The 12897-nt window shown below is 62.7% G+C and carries 10 protein-coding genes and 1 pseudogene; 9 read left to right on the forward strand and 2 right to left on the reverse strand.

The window, feature by feature from the left end; genetic code table 11:
- From HMPREF2875_RS06805 to HMPREF2875_RS06830, 6 genes and pseudogenes are all read left to right on the forward strand, one after another.
- Positions 1-220, forward strand: a pseudogene (locus HMPREF2875_RS06805) (hypothetical protein); the annotation flags it as partial.
- 235 nt (positions 221-455) lie between these two features.
- A complete protein-coding gene (locus HMPREF2875_RS06810) occupies positions 456-1100 on the forward strand; it encodes a hypothetical protein (RefSeq protein WP_070671503.1) in 645 nt (214 codons plus the stop codon).
- 440 nt (positions 1101-1540) lie between these two features.
- Complete coding sequence (locus HMPREF2875_RS06815) at positions 1541-2302, forward strand: LamB/YcsF family protein (RefSeq protein ID WP_070671505.1); 762 nt, start codon at positions 1541-1543, stop codon at positions 2300-2302.
- A complete protein-coding gene (locus HMPREF2875_RS06820; RefSeq protein WP_070671506.1) occupies positions 2302-3849 on the forward strand; it encodes a 5-oxoprolinase subunit B/C family protein in 1548 nt (515 codons plus the stop codon). The genes HMPREF2875_RS06815 and HMPREF2875_RS06820 overlap by 1 nt, the downstream gene beginning before the upstream one ends.
- A gap of 18 nt (positions 3850-3867) precedes the next feature.
- A complete protein-coding gene (locus tag HMPREF2875_RS06825; protein WP_070671508.1) occupies positions 3868-5622 on the forward strand; it encodes an acetyl/propionyl/methylcrotonyl-CoA carboxylase subunit alpha in 1755 nt (584 codons plus the stop codon).
- 22 nt (positions 5623-5644) lie between these two features.
- Complete coding sequence (locus tag HMPREF2875_RS06830) at positions 5645-6244, forward strand: GntR family transcriptional regulator (RefSeq protein ID WP_070671510.1); 600 nt, start codon at positions 5645-5647, stop codon at positions 6242-6244.
- A gap of 278 nt (positions 6245-6522) precedes the next feature.
- Here HMPREF2875_RS06830 and HMPREF2875_RS06835 read toward each other — a convergent pair whose 3' ends face one another.
- Both HMPREF2875_RS06835 and HMPREF2875_RS06840 read right to left on the reverse strand, forming a co-directional pair.
- A complete protein-coding gene (locus HMPREF2875_RS06835; protein ID WP_371327561.1) occupies positions 6523-7302 on the reverse strand; it encodes a putative hydro-lyase in 780 nt (259 codons plus the stop codon).
- Positions 7293-8456 (reverse strand): NRAMP family divalent metal transporter, encoded by a 1164-nt coding sequence (locus tag HMPREF2875_RS06840; protein ID WP_141754591.1) that lies wholly within the window; start codon positions 8454-8456, stop codon positions 7293-7295. The genes HMPREF2875_RS06835 and HMPREF2875_RS06840 overlap by 10 nt, the downstream gene beginning before the upstream one ends.
- A gap of 279 nt (positions 8457-8735) precedes the next feature.
- Here HMPREF2875_RS06840 and HMPREF2875_RS06845 point away from each other — a divergent pair, with 279 nt between their 5' ends.
- The 3 genes from HMPREF2875_RS06845 to HMPREF2875_RS13240 all read left to right on the forward strand — a co-directional run bounded on the left by HMPREF2875_RS06845 (position 8736) and on the right by HMPREF2875_RS13240 (position 12885).
- Positions 8736-9896, forward strand: coding sequence for an acetyl-CoA C-acyltransferase (locus HMPREF2875_RS06845; RefSeq protein WP_070671515.1), 1161 nt, complete (start codon positions 8736-8738; stop codon positions 9894-9896).
- On the forward strand, positions 9897-12083 hold the full coding sequence (locus tag HMPREF2875_RS06850; RefSeq protein ID WP_070671517.1) for a 3-hydroxyacyl-CoA dehydrogenase/enoyl-CoA hydratase family protein: 2187 nt from the start codon (positions 9897-9899) through the stop codon (positions 12081-12083).
- A 505-nt stretch (positions 12084-12588) separates the two neighbouring features.
- Positions 12589-12885 carry a hypothetical protein gene (locus tag HMPREF2875_RS13240; protein ID WP_239107286.1) on the forward strand — a complete coding sequence of 99 codons (297 nt, stop codon included), beginning with the start codon at positions 12589-12591 and terminating at the stop codon, positions 12883-12885.
- Positions 12886-12897: the final 12 nt, after the last annotated feature.

A 12897-nucleotide genomic window follows, 5' to 3' on the forward strand; every position in this document is an offset into this window, starting at 1 on the left:
GCCGGACAATGGCAAGAAGCCGGACAATGGCAAGAAGCCGGACGAGGGCGATGCCAACAAGGAGAAGAGCTCCTTCGACGACATTAAGTCCCAGCTGTCCTCCGAGGACGGCAAGCCGACCAAGCTGGGTATCGCAGGCATCGTCATCGGTGTCCTTGGCGCAATCGCTGCTGCCGTTCCGGCCGCTGCTCAGGCTCTGAACATCAAGCTTCCGTTCTAATTACTGAGGCTTGAACGTCCTAAGGGACGTCGATAAGCGCGCAGGCACCCCCACCACCTTTGCGTGGATTGGGGGTGCTTTTGTGCGTTCATGGGGAGTACTCCCGAAAATCGCAGGTTTTCCATCTAACACCAGTCGCACGCGTGGGATCTGGATTACACCCCGAACCCAACCGATACCGGTTAGCGGAATGGTTCATTCCACTTTTCACCTACTACCTATTCCCGGAGTTTTCATGTCTAACTTCTCTCGCGGCCTGCTTGCCGCTACTTTGACTGGTTCCCTCGCCCTTGCCGGCACCACCGTCGCTTCCGCCAATGACTGCGGCACTCCGTCCGCTGAGTTCACTGCCACCGTTGATGGCAAGGAGCACACCTTCAAGAAGGTCACCGAATTCCTGTGGCAGGCCACCGACGATGAAGACGTCACGTTGAGCCGCGCCGACATCTTCCAGTTGGCTAACGAAGAGGAAGACGTATGCTCCTCCGAGCCTATCGACCTCGGCGATTGGGGAAGCGGTGACAACGACAGCGGTTCCGAAAGTGACGAGCGCGAGGACGACGACACCGATTCCGAGGACGACGGTGACGATGCTGGCTCCGACAAGGACGAGAAGCCGTCTGACGACAAGGACGACAATAAGGACAAAAAGGAGCAACCGTCCGACGACAAGGATGGCAACAAGGACAAAGAGGAGCAGCCGTCCGACGACAAGGATGGCAACAAGGATAAGAAGAGCTCCATCGAAGGCGCATTGTCCTCCGAGGACGGCAAGCCGTCCGGCCTGGGCATTGCCGCCATCGTCATTAGTGTTCTTGGTGCACTGGCTGCGGCCGCCCCGCACGCCGCACGTGCACTCGGCATCAAGCTTCCTTTCTAAGAAGTAGCAGCCAACACGTCCATGCCCGCTCCCGCGCCTTGTCGCGGGGAGCGGGCTTTCTCTTCATCTCGTTGTTACGAAGATGAAGAGCATTTGGTTCTAGTCACACGGTTCGGGTCATACGGTTCGCTTGGGGGCAAACGAACCATGTGTATTGCTGCAGAAGGTTTGTTTGATCCCAAACAAACCCGATGAGTAATGCCTTTGACTAGAACCACCTGCGAAGCTGGGCGAGACCGTGGGCGGACCAACTGGGAAGCTGGGGCGAAGCAGCCGGCGAAGTCGTGCGCCGAACCACCAGCAGGCCACCAAGTAGCTCGGACGGTGCAGGTCACTCCCCCATCCTCACGCAAATGAGGGACACACTTCACAAACCTACGTGACGCGGGCTACACTAAACACCCTAAGATTGTTCAACAATTCGGGATTTAGGGAGAACCATGAGCGCGCTGCACATAGACCTCAACGCTGACCTCGGCGAGACCACCGCGGGCAACCCCGTCGCCGACGATGCGGCCATGCTCCACCTGGTCTCCTCCGCTAACGTGGCCACTGGTTTCCACGCGGGTGACCCGCACTCCATCGCAGGAACAGTGAAGGCGGCCGCGAAGGCTGGCGTGACGGTTGGCGCGCACGTCGGCTACAACGACCCAGCCGCTTTCGGCCGCCGTTTCATCGACTACGACCCGGCTGAGCTGGCAGATGAGGTCACCTACCAAATCGGTGCCCTGCAGGCTTTGGCCCAGGCCAACGGCACGAAGGTCGCCTACGTTAAGCCGCATGGCGCGATGTACAACGCCATCGTTCACCACGAAGCGCAAGCACATGCGGTCATCGACGGTATTAAGGCCTTCGGCGATCTGCCGGTCATGCTCCTGCCGGGTGGCGTGGCTGTCGATATCGCAGAGAAGAAGGGCCTCACCGTCATCCGCGAAGCCTTTGCGGACCGCAATTACAACCCCGATGGAACTCTCGTCTCGCGGCGAGAGGCGAATGCGGTGATGGGTGATGAGGGGGACGTCGTCAAGCGCGTGCTCGACGTCGCCGAAACCGGATCCATCACGGCCATCGACGGCACCGTCCTCAACGTGGATGCGCAGTCGGTATGTACGCATGGAGATTCGCCTGGTGCGGTAGCACTGCTGCGCGGCGTGGTGGAGGAGCTGAAGGCGCGCGGTATTGAGATTCGGAGCGTTGTCTAATGCATATCCACCCTGTGGGAACCCGCGCGCTGCTCATTGAACTAGAGGATTTGTCCCAGGTCATGGCGTGGCATGCGGCGCTGGATGCCCATCCGCTCAAAGACCAAGTCGACGCCATCGCGGCAGCAACCACACTGCTATTGACGTTTGCCACCCCGAATTCTGCTGCAGCGGCCGCCGAGAGGTTGCAGGGTTTCCGCCCCACCGCGCATACGGGCGAGGATCCGCGCCTGGTGGAGATTGATGTGCTGTATGACGGCGAGGATCTGGATGAGGCCGCCGAGCTCATGGGCATGTCTCGTGAGGGGCTTATTGAGTGGCACACGTCGACGGAGTGGCTCGCAGCGTTTGGTGGCTTCGCACCCGGCTTTACGTATTGCACGCCGGCGGACCCAGCGCAGAACTTCAATATCGAGCGTCGCGCTACTCCGCGCACCGCGGTTCCGGCCGGTGCGGTGGGTATCGCTGGTGGTTTCTCCGCGGTGTACCCGCGCGTTTCTCCTGGCGGCTGGCAGCTGCTGGGTACGACGACAACCCCGATGTGGGAGTCCGACGCCCAGCCACCTGCGCTCGTGCAACCGGGTGACCGCGTGCGCTATCGCGCGGTAAGCTCGCTGCCGGATGTCGTGTCCACCACGCCTTTTGGTCACCGCACCCCGGCGCGCCTGCCCCGCATGGAGGTCCTTGATGCCGGTTTGCTCACACTTTTCCAGGACCAAGGCCGCCCGGGCCGCGGCAATCTGGGTGTCACGCCCTCGGGCGCAGCAGACCAGGCAGCAGCGGCCACCGCAAACGTCGCCGTGGGTAACCCACGCGGTGCGACGGTTCTAGAGAACATCGGCGGCATTCGCCTGCGCGCGCTAACCGACGCCGTCATGTGCGTCACCGGCGCCCAGTCCCGCGTCCTGCTGGACGATATGCCGGTGGCCCTCGCCCGCCCGGTTCTCGTTACGGCCGGGTCCACGGTGACGGTGGAACCGGCTACGGTGGGCTTGCGCAATTACATCGCCATCCGCGGCGGCATTGTGGCGGATGCGGAGTTGGGCTCAGCCTCCACGGACGTGCTCTCCGGGCTGGGACCTCAGCCGGTGCGGCTTGGCGACGTCATCGGTGTCCTCCCCCGCTCCACCGCCATGACCGATGCGCAGCTGGCCAATCCACTGCGTGTGGGTGAAGGTGCCCGCGGCCAAACTCAAGGCGTGTTGCGCTGCGTGCTGGGACCGCGCGATGACTGGTTCACGCCCGATAGCCTCAACGTCTTCGTGTCCACCGAGTGGACGGTGACATCGCAGTCCAACCGCGTGGGCGTGCGCCTGGTTGGCCCTTCGGATGACAGCGGCCTAGAGCGTTCCCGCGAGGGCGAACTGCCGTCGGAGGGCATGGTGGCCGGTTCCGTCCAGGTTCCGCCAAGTGGTGAGCCGGTGATTTTCCTCCGCGACCACGCCGTCACCGGTGGTTATCCGGTCATCGCTACCGTCCTCGAAGAAGATATTGATATTGCCGCACAGCTCCCACCGGGGGCTACGGTCCGCTTTGAACTCGCTTAAACATCCAGAAGGTTAACCATGATTTCTGCAGTCCTTATTGCTAACCGCGGCGAGATCGCCGTCCGTATCGCCCGTACCGCCCGCGACCTGGGCATTCGTTCCATCGCCATCTACTCGGAGGCCGATGCCGGCGCCCTCCATACCCAGGTGGCCGACGAAGCCTATGCTCTGCCCGGTAACACCGCGGCAGATACCTATATGAACGTGCCTGCGCTGCTCGATATCGCTGTGCGCGCCGGTGCCGATGCCATCCACCCGGGCTACGGCTTCCTTTCGGAGAACGCCGACTTTGCCCGCACCGTAGCTGAAGCCGGCCTGACATGGATTGGCCCATCGCCTGAGTCCATCGAGTTGCTCGGTGACAAGATTGCTGCGCGCCGCGTAGCTGAGGAGGTCGGCGCCCCGCTGGCGCCAGGTACCTCCGATCCCATCGATGACTGGCAAGAAGCCCGCGCCTTCGCCGAGGAGCACGGCCTGCCCATCGCCATTAAGGCCGCTTACGGCGGCGGTGGCCGCGGTCTGAAGGTGGTGGAGAATCTCGAGGACATCGAGGCTGCCTTCAACTCTGCTGGCCGCGAGGCCAAGGAGGCTTTCGGCCGCGCAGAATGCTACGTGGAGAAGTTCCTTACCCACCCGCGCCACGTCGAGGCGCAGATCTTGGCTGATACGCACGGCAACGTCGCCGTCCTGGGCACCCGCGATTGCTCCACCCAGCGCCGCTTCCAGAAGCTCATTGAGGAAGCCCCGGCGCCCGCGCTTTCCGACGACCAACGCCACGGCATCCATGAAGGTGCCCGCGCCATCTGCGCGAAGGTTGGCTACACCGGTGCCGGCACGGTCGAGTACATCGTCTCCGAGGACGGCACCATTTCCTTCCTTGAGGTCAATACCCGTGTGCAGGTGGAGCACCCCGTGACTGAGATGGTCACCGGCGTGGACATTATTGCGGAGCAGTTCCGCATCGCCTCCGGCGAACAGCTCTCCTTCGATGGCGATCCGCAGTCCAACGGCCACGCCTTCGAGTTCCGCATCAACGCCGAAGACATCCTCAACGGCTTCGCGCCGTGCCCAGGCACGGTCGTGCGCTTCGAGCCGCCGACGGGCCCCGGCATTCGCGTCGATTCCGGCGTGCGCTCCGGGTCTATCGTGCCGCCGTACTATGATTCGCTCGTCGCGAAGCTACTGGTGTGGGGACCCACCCGCGAGATTGCCCTGAACCGCGCCAAGCAGGCGTTGAAGGAGTTCGACATTGAAGGTGTGCGCACCGTGTTGCCGTTCCACCGCGACATGGTGGCCTCGCAGGTCCTCGTGGACCATGGGGATCCCGAAGCCACGGCCGGCATCTACACCGACTGGCTCGACCACAACTACCGCCCGTCTGCTGAGGCCACGAGCCACGTCACGCCCGTCGAGGCCATCTATGCCAAGCGCACGCGTGTTGCCCTGGAAATCGACGGCAAGATTGTCAGTGTGGGCTTCCCTACCGACCTCTTGGCGGCGGGTGCGCCGGCGGTGCAGGCGGCGGGGGCGTCGGCAAGCGCAGGCTCCGGTACCAGCACCGGAGGAAACGACGTGACCTGCCCGTACGAGGCCAACCTTGTGGCGTGGAACGTCGCCGAGGGCGACAAGGTCGAGGAAGGACAGGCCATCGCGACCATCGAGGCCATGAAAATGGAATCCGCCGTCAAGGCTCCGGCCGCGGGCACGGTCTCGCTCGTGGCCAAGGAAGGCGCGCGACTCGAGCCGGGCGCGGTGATCGCCACCATCAGCTAGCCGGCAGACTAATGTAAGTCGCATGCTTGCAGATTCCGTCGCCGCCGCGCTGCGCGCCGCCATCTCCGAGGGCGAATACATGCCCGGCCAGCAGCTCAACGAGGTCCGCGCGTCCGAGCGCTTCGACTGCTCCCGCAACACGCTGCGGGAGTCCTTCGCCATGTTGGCGGCGGAGCGCATCGTCGAGCGCATCCCGCACCGCGGCGTCTTCATCGCGACCCCGGACGAGGATTTCGTGCGCGACCTCTACCTTGCGCGTGCCGCCATCGAGCCTGCTGCGGCGCGCTACGCTACGTTCCCGGACCCGGGCGAGCTCGTTCGTCTCACGGAATCCGCCGTGCTTAGCGACGCTCCCCGCCCCATCCTCAACCAGCGCTTCCACCAGCAGCTCGTCGCGGGTTTGGGCTCCCCGACGTTGGATCGCACCATGTCCCACCTGCTTGCCCGCATGCGGCTGACCTTCTTGCTCACGCTGGAGCGCTACCCTCAGATTCACGATAACCACGTGCAGCCCAACATTGAACTAGCTCACCTCATCGCGCAAGGCGAGCGCGATGCCGCCGCCGATGCGTGCCGCGCGGACCTCATGCGGGCGATGGAATCGATTCTCCGCGTGCTCTGACCACTGCCTCCCCAGCATCCCGCGCGCCCCGTACCCCCGCGTGTCCGCGCTTCCCACGGCGACCCATATCCCCCACCGCCCAGATGGCCCCTTTACTTTGGTCCCTTTCCAGACCAAAGGGACCGTTTATGCCATGGTTTTGCTATCCACATGGTCCCTTCACTGTGCAAAGGGACCAGACTAAAGGCACCAAACAGTTGGACACCATCTGACTGATGTCTTATGAGTGGAACCATATGCGGGCGAAGCGGAGCTCCATATGCGGGGTTCCGCAGAGTTTAGGGGATGAGGAAGTCGCGATCTGGGATGTCGGTAACGAGCATCTTGCCTGGAGCGTGAGTAATGGCCAGGCTGGGCCGCGAGTTCATGACGATGGCTTGCGGGGTCACTCCGCACGCCCAGAAGACGGGGATGGTGTCCTCGGGGATGTCGATGGCTTCGCCAAAGTCCGGCTGAGAAAGGTCGTCGATGCCGATGGCGGCGGGGTCGCCGACATGGACTGGCGCGCCGTGGACGGCTGGGTAGCGAGATGTGATGCGGACGGCATCAGAAACCTGGTTCGCGGGGATCGGGCGCATGGACACGACCATCGGTCCAGAGAATACCCCGGCTGGGGTGGTGGCGATGGAAGTGCGATACATCGGCACGTTTCGGCCTTGGTCGATGTGAGCGATGGAGATGCCGTTCTCCAGAAGGGCGTTCTCAAAGGTAAACGAACAACCGATAAGGAAGGAGACGGTATCGGGGGAGTAGAAAGGCGTGACGTCGTTAAGCGTGTGCGTAAGCTGGCCGTCTTCGTAGATGTTGTAGGCGGGGATGTCGGTGCGGATGTCCCCGCCCGGGATGAGGTCGGAGGTGAACTCCCCTGCCTCAAGCACGCCGACGATGGGGCAGGGCTTGGGATTGCGCTGGGCAAAGAGGAGGAAGTCGAAGGCGTACTCGCGCGGCAGGGCGATGAGGTTGGCCTGCATAAATCCGCGAGCATGACCAGCGGTGGTGGCCATATCGTGCGAGCGGGCGAAAGCGCGGACTTCGGCCGGGCTGTGCATTATGCCCATAGCTCAACGATTCCAGAAATAGACTTGACGCCGATAATAATTTCCAGCCCCAAAGCCAGCACGCCCGCGATGAGCAGCCACAACGGCTGCTTGACACCGTGGGTCAGGTCGTGGCGGCGGAAAGCTACCCACATAACCATCGCGAAGGCGATGGGCAGGATGATGCCGTTGAAGGCGCCTGCGAAGATGAGCAGCTTCTGCGGCGCGGAGTTGAGAATCACGAAGAGGATCGTGCACACCACAATGAAGCCGACGGTGAGGAAGTTGCGGGTGCGCGGGCTGGTCTTCTGTGTGGTCACGAAGGTAATCGAGGTGTAGGAGGCACCGATAACAGAGGACAGACCGGCGGCGAAGAGGACGACGCCGAAGGCGCGGAGGCCGAACTCGCCGGCAGCGTGGCGGAAGGCATCGGCAGCCGTGTTGTCCTCGGACAGGGCCACGCCCGTGGCGACAACGCCCAAGACCGCGAGGAAGAGCAGCACGCGCATGATGCCGGTAACGATGATGCCGAGCACGGACGTCTTGGTAATGGCGCCAACGTTCTCTGGGCCCGAGAGGCCAGAATCGATAAGGCGGTGCGCGCCGGCAAAGGTAATGTAGCCGCCCACCGTGCCGCCGATGAGAGTGGTGATGACAAAGAAGTCGATGTTTTCCGGCATGACGGTGTTCTTCAGGGCCTCACCTACCGGGGGCTGGGACACGATGGCTACGTAGAGCATGAGCAGAATCATCACCGCGCCGAGGGCCGCGACGATGCGGTCTAGAGCCACGCCGGCTCGCTTAGACAGGAAGATAAAGACTGCGATCGCCGCAGCGATCACGCCACCCCAGCGTGCCTCGATGCCGATCATGGCATTGAGGCCCAGTCCCGAACCGGCGATGTTGCCGATGTTGAAGACCATGCCGCCGATGAAGACGAGCACGGCGAGGAACCAGCCCAAACCAGGAAGAACGGTGTTGCCCAGCTCGTTGGCGCGCATGCCGGAGACGGCCAACACGCGCCAAACGTTGAGCTGGATGGCGATGTCCACGATGATCGACAACGCAATGGCGAAGGCGAAGGCCGCGCCCATCTGGACGGTAAAGACAGAGGTCTGGGTTAAAAAGCCCGGGCCAATGGCCGAGGTGGCCATGAGGAACATGGCACCGGCCATAGCGCCGATGCCCTTGGGCGGTTGAGCCTGCTGAGGTGTCTGGTCAGAGGCCGGAACTGCGGAGGGAGTGGTTGATTCAGAGCTCACTTGAGAGAACCTTTCGTGACGCAGGTCGCATTATTGAATGGTCAAAGCATAAGGGTTGTTCAACAATCTGTAAACAACTAGGCGGTTGGGTACACCCGCACCCTCGACGTGACGAGCCATTGCGCGGTGAGAAAAAGTGACCTAGGATACTGGGTTAACTAATAGTCATTCGTTTACCTTGTGGAGGACCCCATGGCTCAGGCCATCTACATCGCTGGCGCTGCGCGCCTGCCCATCGGCAAATTCGGCGGCAGCCTCGCTCGCCTCTCCCTCACCGAACTCGGCTCACTTGCCGCCGAAGCAGCTATTGAGCGTTCGGGCCTTTCTGGCGCCGACCTCGATACCGCCGTGGCCTCCAACGTCATGCCCGTCGTGCCGAAGGATCTCTACCTCTCGCGGTCCATCGCTAAGAACGTCGGTATGCCGGACTCTTCGACCGCCATGTGCGTGAACCGCCTGTGCGGCTCCGGTGTCCAGGCCGTCATCAGCGCGGCGCAGCTTCTGCAGTCCGGCGACGGCTCCCTGGCCCTTGCCGTCGGCGTGGAATCCATGAGCAACGCTCCCTATTCTGTCGAAGGCGCTCGCTTTGGCAAGCGCATGGGCGACGGCAAGCTCTATGACTGGCTCACCGGCGCGCTCTCCTGTCCCTTCGGCACCGGCCACATGGGTGTGACCGCGGAAAACGTTGCTGCAGATAACAACATTTCCCGTGAGCGCCAGGACGAGTTCTCTGCTGAATCGCAGGAGCGCGCCGCCAGGGCCCGCGCGGAGGGCGTGCATTCAGAGGAAATCGTCCCGGTCGGCGAGTTGGACTTTGATGAGGGCGTGCGGGAGACGGACGTCGAGAAGCTGGCGAAGCTCAAGCCGGTCTTTGTTAAGGACGGAACCGTTACCGCCGGCAACGCCTCCGGCATCAACGATGGTGCGGCGGCCGCCGTGCTGGCCACTGCCGACGAGGTGGACAAGCGGGGCCTTGACCCGCTGGCGAAGATTGTGTCTTGGTCCATCGCGGGCGTGGACCCGACGCGCATGGGTATTGGCCCCATCGCCGCCGTCCCGAAGGCACTGGACAAGGCCGGCCTAAAGCTGGAGGACATCGACCTCATCGAATCCAACGAGGCCTTCGCCGCCCAGGCGATTGCCGTTCAAGACGAGCTGGGCTTCGACCCGGCCAAGACGAACGTCTACGGTGGCGCCGTCGCGCATGGCCACCCGGTTGGTGCGACGGGCGTCATCCTGCTGACCAAGCTGGCTTATGCGCTGCGCCACCAGGGCAAGCGCTATGGCCTGGTCACCATGTGCATCGGCGGCGGTCAGGGAATCGCCATGATTATTGAGAATGGAGCGAAGTAAATGAACATCACCAAGGTAGCCGTTATCGGCGCAGGTTCTATGGGTTCTGGCATCGCAGCACTCTGCGCGTCCGCAGGCATGGACGTGGTCTTGCTTGACCAGAATGTGGAGGGCGCTCAAAAGGGCGTCGATATCCAGCTCAAACGCAAGGGCTTCCACCTGCCAGAGTTCGCCGAGCGCGTGCGCGCCAGCGATGACTACGCGCTGTTGGAGGACCGCGAGTGGGTCATCGAGGCCATCTTCGAGGACCTCGGCGCCAAGCACTCGCTCTACGAGGCCATCGAGCCTTATTTGTCTGCGGATGCTCTGTTGAGCTCGAACACCTCGACCCTGCCGCTGGCCTCCCTCCTGGAGGGCGTGCCGGAGGCCCGCCGCGAGAAGTTCGCTATCACGCACTTCTTTAACCCGCCGAAGGTTATGCGTCTGGTGGAGCTCATCGCCTCCGGGTCTACGGAAGCCACGCTGCGCACGACTATCGAGCAGACCCTGGGCAAGATTGCGCTCGAGTGCCGCGACACCCCGGGCTTCATTGCCAACCGCGTGGGCTGCTACTGGATGGCCACCGGTGTGGCCCGCGCCCGCGAGTTTGACGTGAGCTACGAGCTTGCCGACGCCTCCTTCGGCCGCGCCTTCGGCATCCCCCGCACCGGTATTTTCGGGCTGCTCGATTACATCGGCCTCCAGCTGGTCAAGCCGATTTGGACGTCTTTGGAGACGGCCCTCCCCGAGGGCGATCCGCTCCTGGACGTTCCGCTGGGCGATGATTCCTTTATCGAGGGCCTCGTTTCTCGCGGTCTGACCGGCCGCACCGGTGACGGTGGCTTCTATCGCGGCCGTGACGAGGTCATCAACTCCTCTTACGAGTATGTGCCCCGTACCCAGCCCTCCGATCCTGTCGTGGGACTCAAAGATCCGCGCGAGGTCATGGAGACCGACTCCCCCGGCGGCCGTTTTGCCCGCGCCGTCTTCCTCGACACGCTGGCGTACTGCTGCGAGGTCGCACCTGACATTGCGGACCACGTGGGCCTCATCGACGAGGGCCTTACTCTTGGTTTCGGCTGGAAGAAGGGCATCTTCGCGCTTGCCGACGCCATCGGCATCGACTGGGTCGCCTCCGCCTACGGCTCCAACGTCCCGGCTTTGGTCTCCGCCGCGGCTTCGGCGGGCGGTTTTTACGGCAAGGGCTCGGTGCTCTCCTCGACCGGTTCGCGTCAAGAGCTCGCGCCGCGCGAGGGTGTTGTCACCCTGGCTTCTCTGGATGCGGAGACCATCGTGTCTCTGGATGCAGGCGCGGTCCACGCGGTCTCCACCCCGGCTGGCCGCATTGGCATCATTGACCTGCACACGCCGATGAACTCTCTGCCGACGCCCGCCCTCGAAGTCATCCGTGCTGCTCTGGGCGCTGTTGCCTCGGAGAACCTCGTCGCGCTGGTCATTGGTAATGACAAGCCGGTCTTCTGCGCGGGCGCAGACCTCGCTTCCATCGCCTCCGCAGGCGAATCCGGCGACGTCTCGCTCGTCGAATCCCTCCTTTCGGACGGTTCCACCACCCTGCGCGCCCTCAAGTTCGCCCCGGTGCCGGTCGTAGCGGCTGTGCGCGGCGTCGCCTTGGGCGGCGGCTTCGAAACCGCCCTGGCCTGCGACCGCATTGTTGCTCACGCCGATACGCGCCTCGGCTTCCCAGAGCGCACCGTGGGCCTCTACCCCGGGTGGACGGGAACCATCTCCTCGTTGGAGCGCCTCAAGGCGGCCGGCGTTGAAGACTACCACCAGAAGGCCTTTGATTTCATCGCCTCCGCCCGCAACTTCTCCTCGGCCTTCGAGGCCCAGAAGGCAGGTTTCCTCTCCTCGGATGATGTCGTGCTCATGTCCTACGACCACGTCCTCGCCCGCGCTGTGGAGGAGGCCGGCAACCTCGCCGACTCCTACACTCCACCCGCAGATGAGCAGATTGAGATGTACTCCGGCTCCCCTGCCTTGGACCGCGATTGGCCCATCGAGGGCACCACCGAGAACGACCACGTCATCGTGGCCAAGCTCGCGGAGATGTACACCGGCTCCGGCTCGCTGAGCTACACCGAGTTCTGCGACCGCGAGGTGGAGTACGACGTACCGCTGGTCCTCCTGCCCGCCAACGTGGAGCGCGCCAAGCACATGGCCGCGACCCGCAAGCCGCTCAACAACTAGCCTGCGCCACCCTCATCGCAAATGGTCCCCTTACTCTGGTCCCTTTACTCAGCAAAGGGACCATTTGTATGAGGTTTTTGGTGTGGAGATGGTCCCTTATCAGCGCTAAGAAACCAAAGTAGAAGGACCATCTAAACTCGGTGGTGCTTGATGAGGCTCGCTTTCCACCCCACCACTATGCGCTACGGTGCGACCTCACAGCCTTGAGCGCTGCCCGCACCTCACTGACCACTCGTGGTCTTTCATAAAGCAATTCGCTCGGGGAATACGGCAAGACAACAAAGCCTAGATTCTGGATGTGCTTTTCACGCTGCCGCTCCGCCCGGATGACCTCATCCACCGGTTTGCCGTAGGTGATTCCGTCATATTTCACATGCCCATCAATAACGAGTTGGACGCGATTTTCGTAGATAAGCGCAGTAGCGGGCAAGGCACGTTCGTCCCGATTGACTTTGACGCGGTCGTCAAAGCACGCACAAGACGTGTGAAGCTAACACTGTAAGTATTGTGGGCTCGCTACACCACAACGCTGGCCCAGCCGGGCCAGCGTCACTACAGCTACGACCGGTTCCGCCAACTGGTTGCCTCCCATGTCGACGCGGCCGGGCTGACCGCCCGGATCACCCATGCACCAGGGCATACGATGCAGGTGGATTGGGCAGGTACGAAAATGCGCCTGTACGACCCTTCAAGCACACCGGGGGTGAAAGTCACCATTTTCGTTGCTTTGTTGCCGTATTCAGGGATGCTCTTTGCATGTGCGTGTGCTGACCAGCGGCAGGGCCTGACCCCCGGAAAGTAGACACGTCGGGGG

It is taken from the genome of Corynebacterium sp. HMSC078H07, assembly GCF_001812805.1.
In the GTDB taxonomy this organism is placed as follows: domain Bacteria; phylum Actinomycetota; class Actinomycetes; order Mycobacteriales; family Mycobacteriaceae; genus Corynebacterium.

Bases quoted from the DNA above. Each gene is read 5' to 3' on its own strand.
- HMPREF2875_RS06810 (WP_070671503.1), top strand. From the start codon at position 456: ATGTCTAACTTCTCTCGCGGCCTGCTTGCCGCTACTTTGACTGGTTCC.
- HMPREF2875_RS06815 (WP_070671505.1), top strand. From the start codon at position 1,541: ATGAGCGCGCTGCACATAGACCTCAACGCTGACCTCGGCGAGACCACC.
- HMPREF2875_RS06820 (WP_070671506.1), top strand. From the start codon at position 2,302: ATGCATATCCACCCTGTGGGAACCCGCGCGCTGCTCATTGAACTAGAG.
- HMPREF2875_RS06825 (WP_070671508.1), top strand. From the start codon at position 3,868: ATGATTTCTGCAGTCCTTATTGCTAACCGCGGCGAGATCGCCGTCCGT.
- HMPREF2875_RS06830 (WP_070671510.1), top strand. From the start codon at position 5,645: ATGCTTGCAGATTCCGTCGCCGCCGCGCTGCGCGCCGCCATCTCCGAG.
- HMPREF2875_RS06835 (WP_371327561.1), bottom strand. From the start codon at position 7,302: ATGGGCATAATGCACAGCCCGGCCGAAGTCCGCGCTTTCGCCCGCTCG.
- HMPREF2875_RS06840 (WP_141754591.1), bottom strand. From the start codon at position 8,456: ATGGCCGGTGCCATGTTCCTCATGGCCACCTCGGCCATTGGCCCGGGC.
- HMPREF2875_RS06845 (WP_070671515.1), top strand. From the start codon at position 8,736: ATGGCTCAGGCCATCTACATCGCTGGCGCTGCGCGCCTGCCCATCGGC.
- HMPREF2875_RS06850 (WP_070671517.1), top strand. From the start codon at position 9,897: ATGAACATCACCAAGGTAGCCGTTATCGGCGCAGGTTCTATGGGTTCT.